This is a genomic window from Xanthobacter pseudotagetidis, from assembly GCF_043194795.2.
Lineage (GTDB): Bacteria > Pseudomonadota > Alphaproteobacteria > Rhizobiales > Xanthobacteraceae > Xanthobacter > Xanthobacter tagetidis_A.
In genome coordinates, this window is record NZ_CM195534.1 from 168,029 (window position 1) to 185,994 (window position 17,966).

At 70.7% G+C, this 17,966-nt stretch carries 15 protein-coding genes, 1 pseudogene and 1 other annotated feature; of the genes and pseudogenes, 11 read left to right on the forward strand and 5 right to left on the reverse strand.

All coding sequences use genetic code 11. The features are described from left to right. The first annotated feature begins 127 nt into the window (after positions 1-127). The 3 genes from mutY to V5F67_RS00805 all read left to right on the forward strand — a co-directional run bounded on the left by mutY (position 128) and on the right by V5F67_RS00805 (position 3,984). A complete protein-coding gene (mutY, locus tag V5F67_RS00795; protein ID WP_394020713.1) occupies positions 128-1,249 on the forward strand; it encodes an A/G-specific adenine glycosylase in 1,122 nt (373 codons plus the stop codon). Positions 1,250-1,582: 333 nt separating this feature from the next. Then, the gene (locus V5F67_RS00800; RefSeq protein ID WP_394020712.1) at positions 1,583-2,398 is read left to right on the forward strand and encodes an SAM-dependent methyltransferase; all 816 of its coding nucleotides are present in this window, start codon (positions 1,583-1,585) and stop codon (positions 2,396-2,398) included. A 224-nt stretch (positions 2,399-2,622) separates the two neighbouring features. Further along, complete coding sequence (locus tag V5F67_RS00805) at positions 2,623-3,984, forward strand: APC family permease (RefSeq protein ID WP_394020711.1); 1,362 nt, start codon at positions 2,623-2,625, stop codon at positions 3,982-3,984. 7 nt (positions 3,985-3,991) lie between these two features. Here the strand turns inward: V5F67_RS00805 and V5F67_RS00810 are convergent, their stop codons facing one another. From V5F67_RS00810 to V5F67_RS00820, 3 genes and pseudogenes are all read right to left on the reverse strand, one after another. After that, complete coding sequence (locus tag V5F67_RS00810) at positions 3,992-5,209, reverse strand: site-specific DNA-methyltransferase (protein WP_394020710.1); 1,218 nt, start codon at positions 5,207-5,209, stop codon at positions 3,992-3,994. 101 nt (positions 5,210-5,310) lie between these two features. After that, positions 5,311-7,134: a monovalent cation:proton antiporter-2 (CPA2) family protein gene (locus V5F67_RS00815; protein ID WP_394020709.1), complete on the reverse strand. Its 1,824-nt coding sequence runs from the start codon at positions 7,132-7,134 to the stop codon at positions 5,311-5,313. Positions 7,135-7,326: 192 nt separating this feature from the next. Further along, positions 7,327-7,382: a sequence feature (sul1 is cis-regulatory element that is thought to sense ions involved in sulfur or methionine metabolism; They are found in Alphaproteobacteria), on the forward strand. A 166-nt stretch (positions 7,383-7,548) separates the two neighbouring features. After that, positions 7,549-8,468: pseudogene (locus V5F67_RS00820) on the reverse strand (NAD(P)-dependent oxidoreductase). 109 nt (positions 8,469-8,577) lie between these two features. Here V5F67_RS00820 and V5F67_RS00825 point away from each other — a divergent pair. Together V5F67_RS00825 and V5F67_RS00830 are read left to right on the forward strand one after the other, a co-directional pair. After that, complete coding sequence (locus V5F67_RS00825; protein ID WP_394020708.1) at positions 8,578-9,633, forward strand: LacI family DNA-binding transcriptional regulator; 1,056 nt, start codon at positions 8,578-8,580, stop codon at positions 9,631-9,633. Positions 9,634-9,643: 10 nt separating this feature from the next. Next, the gene (locus V5F67_RS00830; RefSeq protein WP_394020707.1) at positions 9,644-10,474 is read left to right on the forward strand and encodes a TrmH family RNA methyltransferase; all 831 of its coding nucleotides are present in this window, start codon (positions 9,644-9,646) and stop codon (positions 10,472-10,474) included. 16 nt (positions 10,475-10,490) lie between these two features. On the opposite strand, the gene V5F67_RS00835 is transcribed toward V5F67_RS00830, so the two are convergent. Next, on the reverse strand, positions 10,491-11,204 hold the full coding sequence (locus tag V5F67_RS00835) for an MgtC/SapB family protein (protein ID WP_394020706.1): 714 nt from the start codon (positions 11,202-11,204) through the stop codon (positions 10,491-10,493). A gap of 105 nt (positions 11,205-11,309) precedes the next feature. Then, entirely contained in the window at positions 11,310-11,723 is a 414-nt protein-coding gene (locus V5F67_RS00840) for a VOC family protein (RefSeq protein WP_394020705.1), read from the reverse strand. Positions 11,724-11,876: 153 nt separating this feature from the next. On the opposite strand from V5F67_RS00840, the gene V5F67_RS00845 reads away from it, so the two are divergent. From V5F67_RS00845 to ybaL, 6 genes are all read left to right on the forward strand, one after another. Further along, positions 11,877-12,044, forward strand: a complete 168-nt coding sequence (locus V5F67_RS00845) for a hypothetical protein (RefSeq protein WP_394020704.1) — start codon at positions 11,877-11,879, stop codon at positions 12,042-12,044. A gap of 79 nt (positions 12,045-12,123) precedes the next feature. Next, positions 12,124-13,548 carry a 3-isopropylmalate dehydratase large subunit gene (leuC, locus tag V5F67_RS00850; RefSeq protein WP_394020703.1) on the forward strand — a complete coding sequence of 475 codons (1,425 nt, stop codon included), beginning with the start codon at positions 12,124-12,126 and terminating at the stop codon, positions 13,546-13,548. A gap of 478 nt (positions 13,549-14,026) precedes the next feature. Then, positions 14,027-14,449: a metallopeptidase family protein gene (locus tag V5F67_RS00855; protein WP_394020702.1), complete on the forward strand. Its 423-nt coding sequence runs from the start codon at positions 14,027-14,029 to the stop codon at positions 14,447-14,449. Between the two features lie 59 nt (positions 14,450-14,508). Continuing rightward, complete coding sequence (locus V5F67_RS00860) at positions 14,509-15,063, forward strand: cytochrome b (protein WP_394020701.1); 555 nt, start codon at positions 14,509-14,511, stop codon at positions 15,061-15,063. Positions 15,064-15,164: 101 nt separating this feature from the next. Further along, on the forward strand, positions 15,165-15,770 hold the full coding sequence (leuD, locus tag V5F67_RS00865; RefSeq protein WP_394020700.1) for a 3-isopropylmalate dehydratase small subunit: 606 nt from the start codon (positions 15,165-15,167) through the stop codon (positions 15,768-15,770). Positions 15,771-16,037: 267 nt separating this feature from the next. Further along, on the forward strand, positions 16,038-17,918 hold the full coding sequence (gene ybaL / locus V5F67_RS00870) for a YbaL family putative K(+) efflux transporter (RefSeq protein ID WP_394020699.1): 1,881 nt from the start codon (positions 16,038-16,040) through the stop codon (positions 17,916-17,918). The last annotated feature ends 48 nt before the right edge of the window (positions 17,919-17,966 follow it).

Below are 17,966 nucleotides of genomic sequence, written 5' to 3' on the forward strand. Positions count from 1 at the left end.
CCGCCCCATCGTCCGAATGGCACGGGATCGACCGCCACGGGGCCTTGCGGGCGGAGGCGCGGCATCGCACCTTCCGGCCATGGCCTCCACTCCAAGCCCCGCCTCCGTTCCGCGTCCGCGCCGGCGTGTGCGCGCCCCCGCCGTTCCGCGCGAGATCGCGGCGGCCGCGCCGCGTCACGCCCGCTCGGCCGCGCCCCAGCCCGGTGCCGGCGCCCAGGCCGGAGCCCTGCTCGCCTGGTACGACGCCCACCGCCGCCACCTGCCCTGGCGCGCCGGGCCGGGCGAGCGGGCGGACCCCTATCACGTGTTCCTGTCGGAGATCATGCTCCAGCAGACCACGGTGAAGGCGGTGATCCCCTATTTCGGCGCCTTCCTCGCGCGCTGGCCGACCGTGCGGCACCTGGCGGCGGCGCCGCTGGAGGAGGTGCTCTCCCAGTGGGCCGGGCTCGGCTACTACGCCCGCGCCCGCAACCTGCACGCCTGCGCCAAGGCGGTGAGCGCGCGCCATGCCGGCCGCTTTCCCGACGACGAGGCGGCGCTGCTGGAGCTGCCCGGCATCGGCCCCTACACGGCGGCGGCCATCTCCGCCATCGCCTTCGGCCGCAAGGCGAGCCCCGTGGACGGGAACATCGAGCGCGTGGTCGCGCGCCTGTTCGCGGTGGCGGAGCCCCTGCCCGGCGCCAAGCCCGCGATCCGGGCGCTGGCGGCCGCGCTGGTGCCGGACTGGCGGCCGGGGGATTTCGCGCAGGCGATGATGGACCTCGGCGCCACCATCTGCACCCCGCGCTCCCCCGCCTGCGGCATCTGCCCGCTGATGGACGACTGCGCCGCGCGCGCGCAGGGCGACCCCGCCCGCTTCCCGGAGAAGGCGGCCAAGGCCGAGAAGCCGGAGCGCGCCGGCACCGCCTTCCTCGCCGTGCGGGCGGACGGGGCGGTGCTGCTGCGCTCAAGGCCTGAGAAAGGCCTGCTGGGCGGCATGACGGAAGTGCCCTCCACGCCCTGGGAGCCGAAGGGAAAGGCGGGCGATGCTCTGCCGCATGCGCCGCTCGCCGCGCCGTGGCGTCCGTTGCCGGGGGCGGTGCGGCACGTCTTCACCCACTTCGCCCTGGAGCTCGCGGTCTGGCGCGCCGACCTGCCGGCGACGGCGGCGGCGCCCGCCGGCATGCGCTTCGTGCTGCCGCGCGACTTCGACCGCGAGGCCCTGCCCTCGGTGATGCGCAAGCTGCTGGCGCACGGACGCGCCATCTAGCGCACCCGCGTTCGGCGCGCGCGCGGCCCTTGCCCGGCCCCTGCAACCGTCCCTCCCCACACAGATAAACTCGGATCGCGTCGGGATCGATAACAGATTCGTGTCTTTTATGCCGTAAGGGAACTTTTATCGAAACCAAGACTTCACGGCACCTGCGCGAGTCGTTCTGCCCAATAATGAGCCTACGAATATTTGATCGTTCGCGACCAACGTCTCGTCACGAATGACGCTGAAGGTCGGCCCATCAGCCTCCATTTGGCGAGGCGGATAACAGTTTGGACCTACTCCATTGCGCCGATCACGCTTTGTGCCGGCCTTCCCGTGAGGAGTGACATGAGCCATCCGAATTCCGCACCCATCCCGACCGCCGGACCCCGCTCCCTTGCCGCTGGCGTCGGCACCGCATTGGCCGTGCTCCTCCTGGCCCTGCCCGTGCGCGCCGAACCCAAGCTCGACGTGCCCTACGTGCCGACCCCCGAGGAGGTGGTCGCGCGCATGCTGGAGCTGGGCAACGTGGGCGCCAACGACTTCGTCATCGACCTCGGTTCGGGCGACGGGCGCATCGCCATCGCCGCCGTCAAGGAGCGCGGCGCGCGCGGCGCCCTGGGCGTCGACATCAACCCGGTGCGCATCGCCGAGGCGCAGGAGAACGCGAAGGCGGCCGGCGTCGCGGGCAAGGTGGAGTTCCGCGAGCAGAATCTGTTCCAGACCGACCTGACGTCCGCGGACGTCATCACCATGTACCTGCTGGAATCGGTCAATGCGCAGTTGCGCCCCACGCTCGCCAAGCTGAAGCCCGGCACGCGCCTCGTCTCCCACGCCTTCACCCTCGGCGACTGGGAACCGGACCAGACCGCCCGCGTCAACGGCCGCGAGGTCTTCGCCTGGGTGGTGCCGGCGCAGGTTGCCGGGCGATGGGCGATCACCGACGGCAACACCAAGCTGACCCTCGACCTGAAGCAGTCGTTCCAGAACGTCCAGGGGCAGGCGGCCGTCGACGGGCGCTCCGTGCCGGTCAAGGCGAAGCTTGTGGGCGACCAGATCGAGCTGACCCTGGCGATGGACGGCGGGGCGCGCACCTATCGCGGCAAGGTCAACGGCAGTGCCATCGAGCCGGCTGCCGGCTCCTGGCGCGCGACGCGCGGCTAGGTCGCGATCCGATCAAATCGAACCCGTTTGATCGCTGAATCGGCCTCTCACTTCGCGATCGAGAACGCGTCATCCGATCAGGTTGCCTGCAAGCTGATCTGCGCGTGCTCCAGCGGCGCGCGAGCGCATACCGGCCATCCGCCCGGCCCGCCGTCACGGTGGACCGGGCGCCACCTCTCTCCCGGCGCGTGGGCGGGCGCATCCGCCTCAATGAAGGACACGGCATGAGCGATCAGGCCCTCCCCCCTGCGCGTCGCGCTACGGGGCTTACGGTGACGGACGGCGTCGCCGTCATGGTTGGCATCATCGTCGGGATCGGCATCTTCCGGACGCCGCCCCTGGTCGCTGCCAACGTCGACAGCGACCTCGCCTTCGTCGCGGTCTGGATGGCCGGCGGCCTGATCACGCTCGCCGGAGCGCTCTGCTACGCCGAGCTGGCCGCCGCCCATCCCGACCGCGGCGGCGAATATCATTTCCTGTCCCGCGCCTACGGCCCGCGCGTCGCGGTGCTGTTCGCCTGGGCGCGCGGCAGCGTGATCCAGACCGGCGCCATCGCCGCCGTCGCCTTCGTCTATGGCGACTACGTGCAGTCGCTGGTGCCGCTCGGCACCTGGGGCACGGCGATCCATGCGGCGCTGGCGGTGGCGGCTCTGACGGCGCTGAACGTCTGGGGCACGCGCCGCTCCAGCCTCGGCCAGCGCGGCCTCACCGCGGCCACCCTGGTGGCGATCGCGCTGGTGGCGGTGGCCGGCTTCCTGGCGCCCGACGCCGGGCCGGTGGCGCGCACCTCCGCCGCCGATCCCTCCGCCGCCCTGGGCATGGCCATGGTGTTCGTGCTGCTCACCTATGGCGGCTGGACCGAGGCGGTCTACCTCTCCGGCGAGATGCGCGACGCGCAGCGCGCCATGAAGCACACCCTGCTGATCGGCACCGCGGTGGTGGTCCTGGTCTACGGCCTGTTCAATCTGGCGCTGCTGAACGCGTTCGGCCTCGACGGGCTGCGCGCCTCCGACGCGCCGGCCGCCGGCCTCATGCGCGCCATCGGCGGAGCCTGGGGCGAGGCGCTGCTCGCGGTCACGGTGGCGGTCATGGCGCTGAGCACGCTCAACGGCACCATCCTCACCGGCGCCCGTGCCTTCCACGCGCTCGGCTCCGACGTTCCGGTGCTGTCCTTCCTGTGCCGCGACGACCTCAAAGCGCGCGCGCCCGTGGCGGCGCTGCTGGTCCAGGGCGCGGTGGCGCTGCTGCTGGTGCTGCTCGGTGCGCTCACCCGCGACGGCTTCAAGGCGATGGTGGACTTCACGGCCCCGGTGTTCTGGAGCTTCCTGTTCCTGGTGAGCCTGTCGCTGTTCCTGTTCCGCATGCGCGAGCCGGACCGGGTGCGGCCCTTCAAGGTGCCACTCTATCCGCTGACGCCGATCCTGTTCAGCGCCGCCTGCGCCGGCCTGATCTATTCGAGCCTCGCTTATACCGGAACCGGGGCGCTGATCGGCGTCGGCGTGGTGCTCGCCGGGCTGCCGCTTCTGCTGCTGATGCGGCGGCCCGATGCGCCGGAACGGGCGGTGGCACACCTGGCCGCGGAGTAGAGGTGGCCTATTCGGCGGCGATGCCCATCTCGGAGCGCAGGCGGGCGCGCAGCACGTCAATGGGGTGGAGGCGGCCCTCCTCCTCCACATGCCAGAAGGTCCAGCCGTTGCAGGCCTCCGCCCCCTGGGCCAGGGCGCCCATGCGGTGGATGGAGCCGACGCTGCGGTCGGCCGCGGCATGGGCGAGCGCGATGGTTCCGTCGGCGCGCACCACGGCGCGGAAGCGGCCCTTGGCGTCGGTCAGCTCGACCCCGGGGGTGACGAAGCCGCGCTCCACCAGCGCCGAGAAGGCGACGCGCGGCGCCTCGCGGGCGCTCGGCGGGGCGAGGAGGGCATCCTCGGGCAACGGCTCCACCGCATCGATCCGGGCGCGGGCCGCCTCGGCATAGGCCTCCTCGCGCTCGATGCCGACGAACGAGCGGCGCAGGCGCCTCGCCACCGCCGCGGTGGTGCCGGAGCCGAGGAACGGGTCGAGCACCACGTCGCCGGGCCGCGTCGAGGAGAGCAGGACGCGGGCGATCAGCGCCTCGGGCTTCTGGGTGGGGTGGAGCTTGCGCCCCGCCGCATCCTTCAGCCGCTCCTGGCCGGTGCAGAGCGGAAACAGCCAGTCCGAGCGCATCTGCACGTCGTCGTTGCCGGCCTTCAGCGCCTCGTAGTTGAAGGTGTACTTGGCGCCGGCGTCGCGCGCGGCCCAGATCAGCGTCTCGTGGGCATTGGTGAAGCGCCGGCCCCGGAAGTTGGGCATCGGGTTCGCCTTGCGCCAGACGATGTCGTTGAGGATCCAGAAGCCGAGGTCCTGGAGCGCCGCGCCGACGCGGAAGATGTTGTGGTAGGAGCCGATGACGAACAGCGTGCCGTTCGGCTTCAGGACCCGCCGCGCGGCCAGCAGCCAGGCGCGGGTGAAGGCGTCGTAGGCGGCGAAGCTCTCGAACTGGTCCCAGGCGTCGTCCACCGCGTCCACCCGGCTCTCGTCCGGGCGCTTCAGCTCGCCGCCGAGCTGGAGATTGTAGGGCGGGTCGGCGAAGACCAGGTCGACGCTCTTCTCCGGCAGGCGCGCCATCTCGGCGATGCTGTCGCCGACGATCACCTGGTCCCGCGCGAGCCGTGCCGGCGCACCGGCAGGCACGATGTCGTGGGCGGCCAAGGAAGGCGCCTCCGCGCTGTCCACCCGCACGCCGAGCCGGCGCGCAGAACGCAGAGGCTCCCCCTTGGCCACACGACGCATGACGCAACCCTACGCAACGCTTACCGATGTCCGGCAGTGTGGCGGGAGCGGGTTAAGGTGCAGTTACACCGACGCAGCGTCAGCAGCTTTCCGCCGCGCGCTCAGCGCTCCTCCGCCACCACGTCGCCGGCGATGGCGTCCGCCGCCGGGTTGAGCGGCTGGGCGGCATGGCGCGGGCGGGTGAAGGGCTCGGGCTTCGGACCGTTGCCGTGCAGCAGGTCGAGGCCGGCATAGAAGCCGCTGGTCTGCTCCAGGCACAGCCGCTCCTTGTCGCGGCGGCGCACGTCGTCGACGGTCTCCTGCGCCTCCTCGGGGGTGAGGCCGAGATATTCCAGCGCGCCGCGGCCGAAGGCGAGCGCGGATTCCAGCGTCTCGCGCATCTGGAAGTCGACGTTCTGGTTCATCAGCTCCAGGGCGTGGCCGCGGTCGTAGGCGCGCACCAGGACGCCGGCATTGGGGAAGGCCTCCTGCGCAAGGGCGACGATCTTGTTCGCCGCCTCGCGCTTGTCGACGCAGATGGCGATGGCGCGCGCCCCGCCGGCGCCCGAGGCGTGCAGCACGTCGAGATTGGTGCCGTCGCCGTAATAGATCTTGAAGCCGAACTTGGCGGCGGCGCGGATCATCTCCGGATCGTTGTCGATGATGGTGACCTCCAGGCCGCGGGCGAGGAAGGTCTGGCTCGCCACCTGGCCGAAGCGGCCGAAGCCCACCACCAGCACCGAGCCGGTGAGGCCGTCCGGCGCCTCCAGGCCGTCGAGGTCCACGGTCTCCGGCGGCAGCAGCCGGCGGGCGGCGATCACGGTCAGCGGGGTCAGCACCATGGAGAGGATGACGGTGGTGGACATCACCGCATTGGTGCGCGCGTCGAAGATGCCGACGGCCGCCGCCGCGCCGTAGAGCACGAAGGCGAATTCGCCGCCCTGGGCGAACAGCGCCGCGCGGTAGAGCGCCTCGCGCCGGTCGGCGCCGAAGACCAGGGCGATCACGAAGATGCCGATCGCCTTCACCACCATGTAGCCGACCACCGCGAGCGCCACGAAGCGCCACTCCGCCATCACCACGGCGAGGTTCAGCGACATGCCCACCGCCATGAAGAACAGGCCGAGCAGCAGGCCGCGGAACGGCTCGATGTCGGCCTCCAGCTGGTGGCGGAAGCTGGAGCCGGACAGCAGCACCCCGGCGAGGAAGGCGCCCATGGCCATGGAGAGGCCGGACAGCTGCATCAGGAGCGCCGTGCCAAGCACCACGGTGAGCGCGGCGGCGGTCATGATCTCGCGCGCCCGCGCCGCCGAGAGCAAAGCGAACAGCGGGTTGAGCAGCCAGCGGCCGGCCGCCACCACCACCGCCACCGCGCCGACCGCGATGCCGATGGCCTGCCAGTCGGCGCCGCCGCCGCCGGAGGCGGGGGCAAGCACCGCCACCAGCGCCAGCAGCGGCACGATGGCGAGGTCCTCCAGCAGCAGGATCGACACCGCGCGCTGCCCGGCCGGGGTGGCGGTCTCGCCCGCCTCGTCCAGGATCTGGATGATGGCGGCGGTGGAGGAGAGCACGAAGCCCATGGCCGCCAGGAAGGCGACCGCCGGCGCGAGGCCCGCCAGGATGCCGAGGCCGGTCAGCAGCGCGCCGCACGTGGCGACCTGGGCCAGCCCGAGGCCGAAGATCTCCCGCCTCAGGCTCCACAGGCGCTGCGGCTTCATCTCCAGGCCGATGACGAACAGGAACATCACGACGCCAAGCTCGGCGAAGTGGAGCACCGCCTCGGGCGCGGAGATCACCTTGAGGCCGAACGGGCCGATGGCGAGGCCGGCGGCGAGATAGCCGAGCACCGAGCCGAAGCCGGCGCGCTTGAACAGCGGCGCGGCCACCACGCCGGCGCCCAGGACGGCGACGATCTGCACCAGCTCGAAATTGGACGCTTCCGCCATGGCCGACCTCGCGAAGATGGATAGCAGCCGCGTGCCGCCGCAGCCGGGACATCTCGTAACCAAAGGACCGCGCCGGGGCGAGCCCCCGGCACGGTCGGGCTCACAGTCAATTTCCCGGCATCGTTCGGCCGTATTGCACAATTTATCGCGCTGCACCGCAAGACGAATGCGGACGCCCGAGGCTTTAGCGGGTCAGGAGCCGGGGCACATCCGGGTGGCTCTTCGGGCCGCCGATCCGCCGGGCAACACAAATGACATCGCATTTCGCACGCAGCCTCGCCTGCGGGCGGCGATCTATTGCGGACTTTTCGTCAATGACGGCGCATACCCTCTGCTTCCGCCGCTGGTTCTCCACCATCGGCGGCGAGGATGCCGCGCCCCGGCGGCGGTCGGGAAGCGGAGCGCCGCGCGCCCTTATTCCGCCGCCGCCTTGGCACCGGGAACGGGCGGCAGGCCGTTCATGGCCGCCACCACGTCGGCCAGGAGCGGCACGTTCCTTCCGCCATAGCCCAGGCCCTCGGCGGCGGCGTAGAGGTTCTTCACCGTGGCGCTGACGAAGGCGGCGGCGCCGGTATTGGTGGCGAGGCTGGTGACGTAGCGCATGTCCTTGTGGGCGTTGGAGATGGCGAAGCGGTGGCTGTTCTCGTTGCCGTCCAGGGCATAGCCCATGAAGGTCTGGTAGAAGCCGCAATCCATGCGCCCGCCGCGGATCACGGCGTCGAACGCCTGCGGCGTCACCCCGGCCTTGGCGGCGATGGCGAGCGCCTCGGCATAGATGGCGCCGTAGCCGAGCGAGAGGAAATTGTTATCAGCTTCATGGTGTGGCCCGCGCCCGGCGCGCCCATGCGGACGATCCGGCTGGCGAAGGCGGCGACCGCCGGCTCGATCACGGCGAAGGCGGCATCGTCCGCGCCCACCATGGCGGTGAGCGTGCCGGTCTCCGCCTGGACCGGCGTGCCGCCGAGCGGCGCGTCGCAGAAGGCGATGCCCTGCGGCGCCAGCTCCGCCGCCAGGGCCATGGTCAGGGTCGGCTCGGAGGTGGAGCAGTCGACGATGTGCAGCCCTGTCCTGGCGCCGGACAGCAGCCCGTCGGGCCCGCGCAGGATCGCCTCCACCTGCGGCGCTCCGGTCACGCAGAGGAAGACGATGTCGCTGCGCGCCGCCAGGTCCGCGGCGCTCTTGGCCTCCGATGCCCCCCGGGCGAGGAGGTCGTCCACGGGCCCGCGGTTGCGATGACCCAGCACGGAGAGGGGAAAGCCCTTTTCCACCAGGCATTTCGCCATGCCATGCCCCATCAGCCCGACGCCGATGAAACCGATGCGCGGCTTGTCCATTCCCGACCTCCCGATGAAAAATGCGCTTCTGGCGCTGCGCTCTAAATCGTTTAGCATGTGACAAAGCCGAGCGCGATGCGCCAAACAACCCTTCAAAAAAGGGGGGAGCATGGAGGACATCAGGAGCGCCCATCTGGGCAAGGTCACGCTGCAGCGCCTGGCGCTGGAGCTTGGCCTGTCCACGGCGACGGTCTCGCTCGCCCTGCGCGGCAGCCCGGTGGTGGCGGAGGGCACGCGCGTCCGCGTCCAGGAGGCGGCCCGCGCGCGCGGCTATGTGGCGAACCGCAGCGCGGCGGCGCTGCGCACCGCGCGCACCAACATCGTCGGCGTCGGCCTGCACGACATCGTCAATCCCTCCTTCACCGAGCTGCTCGCCGCCATCGAGGACGCGCTCTCGGCGGCGGGCAAGACGGTGCTGCTCGGCGTCAGCCAGGAGGACGTGGCGCGCCAGACCCGCACCCTCGGCACGCTGGCCGAATACCGGCCCGACGCCTTCATCGTCTCCCCCGCCGCGCGCACCCGGGTCGAGGACCTGAAGGCGCTTGCCGCCACCGGCATCGCCGTGGTGCAGGTGACGCGCGAGATCGAGGGATCGGGCTTCGACTTCGCCGGCTCCGACGATACCAAGGGCGTGGCGCTCGGCGTGGCGCATCTGGCCGGGCTCGGGCACCGGCGCATCGGCATGATCGGCGGCTTCGACGCCATCTCCACCGGCCGCAAGCGTCTCGCCGGCTACAAGGCCGGCCTCGCGGCGGCGGGCCTCGCCTTCGATCCCGCCTTGGTGATGGAGGGCCCCGGCCACCGCGAGGAAGGCCGGCGCGCCATGATGCGCCTGCTGGCGCTGGAGGAGCCGCCCACCGCGGCCGTCGCCTTCAACGATCTGTCCGCCTTCGGCGCGCTCATGGGCCTGCAGGCCGCCGGGCTGACGGCCGGCCGCGACTTCTCGCTGGTGGGCTATGACGACATCGCCGAGGCGGCCCTGTGGCATCCCTCCCTCACCACGGTGCACACCTTCATCCCGGAGTACGGGCGCGAGGCCGCGCGCCTCGCCCTGGCCCGCACGGCCGACCTCGCCCGCCCGGTGGAGCGGGTCGAGCTGCTGCCGCGCCTCGTGGTGCGCGACACCACAAGCGCGCCGGTGCCGGTGAAGCGCCGGCCCCTGTGACGGCGGCGCCATGATCGTTCCCGTGGCGGCGGCCGACGACGCGCGCATCGCCGCCTTCCGCGACGTGCGCGAGCGCGACCTCGTGGGCCGCGGCGGCGGCTTCATGGCGGAAGGCGAAGTGGTGCTGCGGCTTCTTTCCCGCCACATCGCCCGCACCGGCGCCGCGGGCGCGGGGCATCGGCTGGAGGCGCTGCTGCTGTCCGAGCCGCAGGCGCAGCGGCTCGCCGACCTGCTGGCGGCGCTGCCGCCGGACCTGCCGGCCTATGTGGCGCCGCAGGCGGTGATGGACGCGGTCGCCGGCTTCGCGATCCATCGCGGCATCCTGGCACTGGGCCGCGCCCATCCGGCGCGCGACGCCGCGGCGCTGCTCGACGCCCTCGGCCCGCGCGCTCTGGTGGTGGCGGCGCTCGGCATCGCCAACCACGACAATGTGGGCGGCATCTTCCGCAACGCCGCCGCCTTCGGCGCGGGCGCGGTGCTCATCGACCGGGCCTCGTGCGATCCGCTCTACCGCAAGGCGATCCGCGTCTCGGTGGGGGCGAGCCTGACGGTGCCGTTCGCGCGGGTGGCGGATGCGTCCGCGCTGCTGGACCTGCTGGCGGCGCGCGGCTTCGAGGCGATCGCGCTCTCCCCCGCCGGCGCCGAGCGGCTCGCCGACGTCGCCCCGGCGCCAAGGGTCGCGGCGCTGTTCGGCACCGAAGGGCCGGGCTTGCCCGCCGAGGTTCTGGCGCGCGCCCGCACGGTGGCGATCCCCATGGCGCAGGACTTCGACAGCCTGAACGTCGCCACCACCTGCGGCATCGTCCTGCACCATCTGGCGGAGGCCGGAGGCAAGGGCTGATCCGGGCGGCCGGCGGTCAGTCCTGGGTGGTGCTCTCCCAGTTGGCGTGGGTCACGCCCTTCGCGGCGGCGAGGCGCGCCACCACCTGGTCGAGCTCGTCCGGGTCCACCGAGGTGCTGACCAGCTTCGCCACCAGCTCCACCGCGTCGCCCTGGACCGAGGAGGTGACGTCGCCCACCGGGTAGGACGCCGTCTCCAGCTCCTCGATCAGCGCCTCGCGCACCTCGGCGACGGCGTGCGCATCGGCGGTGATGTGCACCTCGTAGCTCAGCTCCGAGGCGCGCACGTTCAGCGGAATACGGTCGATGGCGCCGGCGAGCGGGCGCAGCACCGTGTTTCCGGCGATGATGATGAAGGTGATGAGCAGCGCCTCGGCCAGCATGTCCGCGCCGGTGCAGGCGCCCACCGCCGCCGAGCACCACAGGGTCGCGGCGGTGTTGAGGCCGCGGATGTTGAGGCCTTCCTTCATGATCACGCCGGCGCCGAGGAAGCCGACGCCGGTGACGACGTTGGCCACCACGCGCAGCACGTCGGTGGTGGTTCCGACGCGCGCGGCAAGATCGGTGAAGGCGGCGGCGCCGACCGCCACCAGGACGTTGGTGCGCAGGCCCGCCGTGCGCTGGCGGTACTGGCGTTCGGCCCCGATCAGCGTGCCGAGCACGAAGGCCGCAAGGAGGCTCACGACCGTGTCGGCAAAGTCAGGCCCGCTGAAGGTCTCGATGAAACGCAAGCCCGCCCCCTGTCCATGCGCCACGCCGGCCGCCGCGGCACCCTGTTCCGGCCGCGCCATCCCATTGGGCGGCGGCGCGCGGGCTGGCAAGGAAATTCGCGCGCCTCAGCCCTGCGGGGCGGAGAGCATCCAGCGGTGGCCGAACGGATCGGCAAGGGTGGCGAAGCGGTCGCCCCAGAACACGTCGCTCGGCACCATCTCCCCGCTGGCCCCGGCCGCCAGCGCACGGGCAAAGGTCGCGTCCACGTCGGCCGCCGACGCCAGAGCGAGCGCGACGGCGACACTCGCCCGCGCTCCCGGAACGGGCGCGATGGCACCGCTGCCAAACTCGGGGAAATCATCGGACAACATCACGATCCCCTCGCCGATCCGAAGCCGCGCATGCAGCACCCGCCGGCCGTCCTCGGCCATCATCTTGTAGGTCTCTTCCGCCCGGAACGCCTGCCGGTAGAAGGCAATGGCATCGAGCGCGGAGCCAACCGTGAGATAGGGGATCACGGATCCCGCCCGTTCCGCCATGATCGCGCTCCTCCTGCCGGGCGGCGACGCCCGTCCCGGACGGGAGCATCGGTCGGGTTCCGTGACAAGGGGATGTCACGATTTCACGGGCGCCGGCGGCGGCGCTGCGGTGCAAGATTGTCGCCGCACAGTGGAACTGCTACAAAGCGCTCCATGTCCATGACCGTGCCCGCTTCTGCCCTGTCCCGGGCGGCCTTCTGCGCCGCCGGACCGTTCGCGCGCACCACCATGGAATTTGCCGCGGTGCCCGATCATGTGCGCCTGCCCGGCCGGTTCTTCGGACGCTTCACCACCGCCGCCTCGGCGGTGCTTCGTCGCTGACGACCTTCTCCTTCCCCGCAGCCAAGATCATCCGCCCGGCCGCGTTCGCGCGCGCGGGCATCCTTAAGGGACAGATCCCATGAACGCACCCGTCGGCGGCCCCCGCACCCTGTACGACAAGATCTTCGACGACCACGTGGTCGAGCGCCAGGCGGACGGCACCTGCCTGCTCTACATCGACCGCCACCTGGTCCACGAGGTGACCAGCCCGCAGGCCTTCGAGGGCCTGCGCGTGTCCGGCCGCAAGGTGCGCGCGCCGGCCAAGACGCTGGCGGTGGTGGACCACAACATCCCCACCACAGACCGCACGCTGCCGAACCCGGACCCGGAAAGCGTGGCGCAGATCGCGGCGCTAGCCGAGAACGTCAAGGAATTCGGCATCGAATACTATGACGGACTCGACAAGCGCCAGGGCATCGTCCACGTGATCGGCCCGGAGCAGGGATTCACCCTGCCCGGCACCACCATCGTCTGCGGCGACAGCCACACCTCGACCCACGGCGCCTTCGGCGCGCTCGCCCACGGCATCGGCACCTCGGAGGTGGAGCACGTGCTCGCCACCCAGACGCTGATCCAGAAGAAGGCCAAGAACATGCGCGTCACCGTCGACGGCAAGCTGCCGCACGGCGTGGGCGCGAAGGACATCATCCTCTCGATCATCGGCACCATCGGCACCGCCGGCGGCACCGGCTACGTGATCGAGTATGCAGGCGAGGCCATGCGCTCCCTCTCCATGGAAGGGCGCATGACGGTGTGCAACATGTCCATCGAGGGCGGCGCGCGCGCCGGCATGGTGGCGCCGGACGAGAAGACCTACGCCTATCTCGAAGGCCGCCCCAAGAGCCCCAGGGGCGCCGACTGGGACGCGGCGCGGCGCTACTGGGACACGCTGCGCACGGACGAGGGCGCCTATTTCGACACCGAGCTCAAGCTCGACGCGGCCAGCCTGCCGCCGATCGTCTCCTGGGGCACGAGCCCCGAGGACGTGATCTCCATCGAAGGCGTGGTGCCTGACCCGGAGCAGATCGCCGACGAGGTGAAGCGCGCCGCCAAGCACCGCGCGCTCGCTTACATGGGCCTCACCGCCGGCACCAAGATCACCGACATCCCGGTCAACCGGGTGTTCATCGGCTCCTGCACCAACTCGCGCATCGAGGACCTGCGCGTGGTGGCGAAGATGGTCGCCGGCCAGAAGGTGAACCCGAACGTCGCCGCCATGATCGTGCCCGGCTCCGGCATCGTGAAGGAGCAGGCGGAGGCCGAGGGCCTCGACAAGATCTTCCTGGCGGCGGGCTTCGACTGGCGCGAGCCGGGCTGCTCCATGTGCCTCGCCATGAATGCCGACCGGCTGTCCCCGGAGGAGCGCTGCGCCTCCACCTCGAACCGCAACTTCGAGGGCCGGCAGGGTCCGCGCGGGCGCACCCATCTCGTCTCCCCCGCCATGGCGGCGGCGGCGGCGATCGCCGGCCGCTTCGTGGACGTGCGGACCTGGCCGCAGGGCTGATCGGCGAAACGGTATCGGACGGCCGTCGGCGGGTCCGGCGGCCGGTCCCTGGACTGTTGCAAAAGAAAAACGGGCAACCGAAAGGGTCGCCCGCTTCAATCACAAGATCGTGAAATCGCCGCCTGTGCGAACGGATTTCTAACCGTTCGCCTCCGTGCCGCCCTCACCTGAGCGCGGCGACGAACGCGGACACAGGGGCCGCGCTCGCCTCGTGGGGAGCGAAAAACGCAGCGATTCCAATGATCGTCACCAGCGCACCGGTGACCGCAAGCTTCCGAAGCATGGTCACTCTCCCAAGTCCTAGTCTGCGCCGTCAACGATGCAGACCCATTAAGAGTTCCTTAACCAAACCGGACTGAACGGCGCTTGAGGTCCGCGTTCATAAAGCGTTCAGCGTTGTAACGGTCGCGTGAGTACTCGACCGGACAGGCGCGAATAGTTGTCGTGGAGACCCCGCCCAGGGAGAGGTATCGAAATCATGAGCCCCCCCAATGCCTGGCGCGACCGCGAGGCGCCGAGCCTCGGCGATTTCGAGGAGCTGGCGCGCGAGGCCTTCGCCCGCCTGCCGGAAGGCTTCCGCCGCCTGTGCCGCGACGTGGTGATCCGGGTCGAGGACTTCCCGTCGGAGGAGGTGCTGGAGGCCATGGAGGCGGAGAGCGAGTTCGACCTCCTGGGCCTCTTCCAGGGCATCGGCCGCGCCCAGGACGGCGCCACCGCCCAGACCGGCCAGATGCCGAACATGGTGTTCCTCTATCGCCGGCCCATGCTCGACTACTGGGCCGAGCACGAGGAGACGCTGGGCGGCCTCGTGACCCACGTGCTGGTGCACGAGATCGGCCACCATTTCGGCCTGTCCGACGACGACATGGAGCGGATCGAGGAGATGGCGGATGGGCCTTGATGCCACATGGACCTCGGCGCGCCACAGATTAGAAATGCTCCAAACAATGGGAGCCTGCCATGCCTGCCGATCCGACCCTCACTCGCTATTCCTGCTCCATGCGCGCCCTGCACTGGCTGGTGGCGCTCGCGGTGCTCGTGGTCTACGGGGTCACCTATCTGGAAGCGTTCTTCCCGCGCGGGTCCGTGGGGCGCGCCTACATCTGGTGGACGCACATCTCGGTCGGCCTCGCGCTGATCGCGCTGGTGGCGCTGCGCATCCCCAACCGCCTGCTCGCGCGCCAGCCGGTGCCGTCCGCCGCGCTCTCGCGCCCGGTGCGCATCGCCTCGGAGGCGGCGCACGGGCTGCTCTACCTGCTGCTGATCGCGACCCCGCTGGTGGGAATCTGGCTCGCCTTCCTGCGCGGCGATGCGGTGACCTTCTTCTCGCTGTTCACCTTTCCCTCGCCGATCGCCGCCGACCGCACCTTCGCGCGCGAGATCAAGGAGGTGCACGAATGGCTGGCGAACGCGCTGGTGGCGATCGCCCTCATCCACGCGGCCGCGGCGCTGGTGCACCACTTCGTGCTGAAGGACGACGTGCTCCGCCGCATGCTGCCCGGCCCTTCCCGCTGACCCGGCGGGTGCTGGGCATCGCCCCCGGCGCCTGTTAGGACAAGACCCAAGCGCATGTGCGCACCCAACCCCAAGGACAACGAGAAAAGCCGAGGCCCCACATGGAAAAGTTCACCGTTCTCGAAGGCGTCGCCGCGCCGCTGAAGTTGGTCAATGTCGACACCGACATGATCATCCCCAAGCAGTATCTGAAGACGATCCAGCGCACCGGGCTCGGCAAGGGCCTGTTCTCGGAGATGCGCTACAAGGAGGACGGGTCCGACAATCCCGGCTTCGTGCTGAACCAGCCCGCCTACAAGGGCGCGAAGATCCTGGTGGCCGGCGACAATTTCGGCTGCGGCTCCTCGCGCGAGCACGCGCCGTGGGCGCTGCTCGACTTCGGCATCCGCTGCATCATCTCCACCTCGTTCGCGGACATCTTCTACAACAACTGCTTCAAGAACGGCGTGCTGCCCATCAAGGTCTCGCCCGAGGAGCTGGAGAAGCTGTTCGAGGACGCCGAGCGCGGCGCCAACGCGACCCTCACCATCGACCTGCCGAACCAGGAGATCCGCGGCCCCGACGGCGGCGCGATCCATTTCGAGATCGACCCGTTCCGCAAGCGCTGCCTGCTGGAGGGCCTCGACGACATCGGCCTGACGCTCGAGAAGGCGCCCAGCATCGCCGCCTACGAGAGCGCCAAGGGCGCCCAGCAGCCCTGGCTGTAGGCCCGGCCGCGACGCCCGCCGCGACGCGATATTAAGTCGCTGTCCGGGGCGCGAATGCCGGACCTTGCCGGTCCATCAGCTCAAGTTTGAACGAAGATCGGGCGCTCCCGCGAGGGGGCGCCCGTAATTTTTGACGCACGGCGAAAGAATCTTTCTCAAAGCTCTGGACCCGCCATCGGATTTGCTTAATCTATTGGCATTCCAATCAGTCCTGCGCCTGCGCGTCGCCGCGCGGATGACCCGTTTTGCCTGGAAGGAGGTGCGAAATTGCCCCACGATACGCCGCTGATCGCGACCCTCGTCGGGGCCTTCGTGCTGGCCTTCGTGTTCGGCGCCATCGCCCAGCGGCTGCGGCTGTCGCCCCTCGTGGGCTATCTCCTGGCCGGCGTCATGGCCGGCCCCTTCACCCCCGGCTTCGTGGCTGACCAGAACATCGCCGTCGAGCTGTCCGAGATCGGCGTCATCCTGCTCATGTTCGGCGTGGGCCTGCATTTCTCGCTCAGCGACCTGCTGTCGGTGAAGGCGATCGCGGTGCCGGGCGCGGTGCTGCAGATCGGCGTCGCCACCGGCATGGGCGTCGGCCTTTCCTATGCCATGGGCTGGGGCCTCGGCGGCGGCGTCGTGTTCGGCCTCGCGCTGTCGGTCGCCTCCACCGTGGTGCTGCTGCGCGCGCTCCAGGAGCGCCGGCTCATCGAGAGCGAGCAGGGGCGCATCGCCGTCGGCTGGCTGATCGTCGAGGACCTCGCCATGGTGCTGGCGCTGGTGCTGCTGCCGGCGCTGTCGGAATCGCTCGGCGGCAAGGCGGTCGACGCCGGAGCGGCGGCGGCCTTCCTCGGCCCCATGGACCTTTGGACCTCGCTGGCCGTGACGCTCGGCAAGGTGGCGGGCTTCGTGCTGTTCATGCTGCTGATCGGGCGGCGGGTGATCCCCTGGATCATGCACTTCGTGGCTCATATCGGCTCGCGCGAGCTGTTCCGCCTGGCGGTGCTGGCGATCGCGCTGGGGGTCGCCTTCGGCTCGGCCAAGCTGTTCGGGGTGTCGTTCGCCCTCGGCGCCTTCTTCGCCGGCATGGTCCTGAGCGAGTCTCCCCTGTCCCACCGCGCCGCCGAGGAGACGCTGCCGCTGCGCGACGCCTTCGCGGTGCTGTTCTTCGTCTCCGTGGGCATGCTGGTGGACCCGGCCATCGTGGTGAAGAGCCCGCTGCCCCTGCTGTGCGCCCTGCTCATCGTCGTGGTCGGAAAGTCGGTGGCGGCCTATCTGCTGGTGCGCCTGTTCGGCTATTCGCAGCTGACCGCCTTCACCATCTCGGCCTCGCTGGCGCAGATCGGCGAGTTCTCCTTCATCCTGGCCGCGCTCGGCGTGAGCCTCGGCCTGATGCCGGCGGAAGCGCGCGACCTGATCCTGGCCGCCGCCATCCTGTCGATCCTCGCCAACCCCTTCTTCTTCCTGCTTCTGGACCGCTTCCGCGCGAAGAAGGCGGCGGCGCCCGCGCCGGCGCCGGACGGGGCGGCGGCGGAAAAGCCGACCCCGGCGCCGGTGCTCATCCGCACCGGGAAGGACGGGCACATCGTGCTCGTGGGCTATGGCCGGGTGGGGCGCCTGGTCGCCGAGGGGCTGAAGGAGGCCGGACGCGTCTTCCTGGTGATCGAGGACCAGGAGGACCGGGTCGAGGAACTGCGCAAGGCCGACATCGAGGTCATCGATGCGAACGCCGCCTCCCCGGCGGCGCAGGAGGCCGCCAACCTCGCCGGGGCGAAGCGCCTGATCCTCGCCATCCCCGACGGCTTCGAGGCGAGCGGGGTGCTGAAGAAGGCGCGCGTGCTCAACCCCGAGATCGAGATCATCGCCCGCGCCCATTCGGATGCCGAGGTGGGCCACCTGCGGCAGAGCGGAGCGGACCTCATCATCATGGGCGAGCGGGAGGTGGCGCGCGGCATGCTCGCGCACGTGCTCGCGGACCCGGCGCCCGAGCCGGCCTCCGCAGCGCAGGCCTCCGCGACACCCGCCGGCGCCGGGGCGCCGGACCCCTCGTCCTCGGCGGCGGCCGGACCGGATGCGGCGGCGAGCGCGCCGGCCGAGGATGCCGCCGATGCCGCGGCCGTGGGGGCGTCGGCCTCGGACCAGGAGGCCAAGCCGCCCGCCTCTTAAATGCGAATGATTTGCAATTGCATTTTTAAGCGCGTATTTTGATGTCGT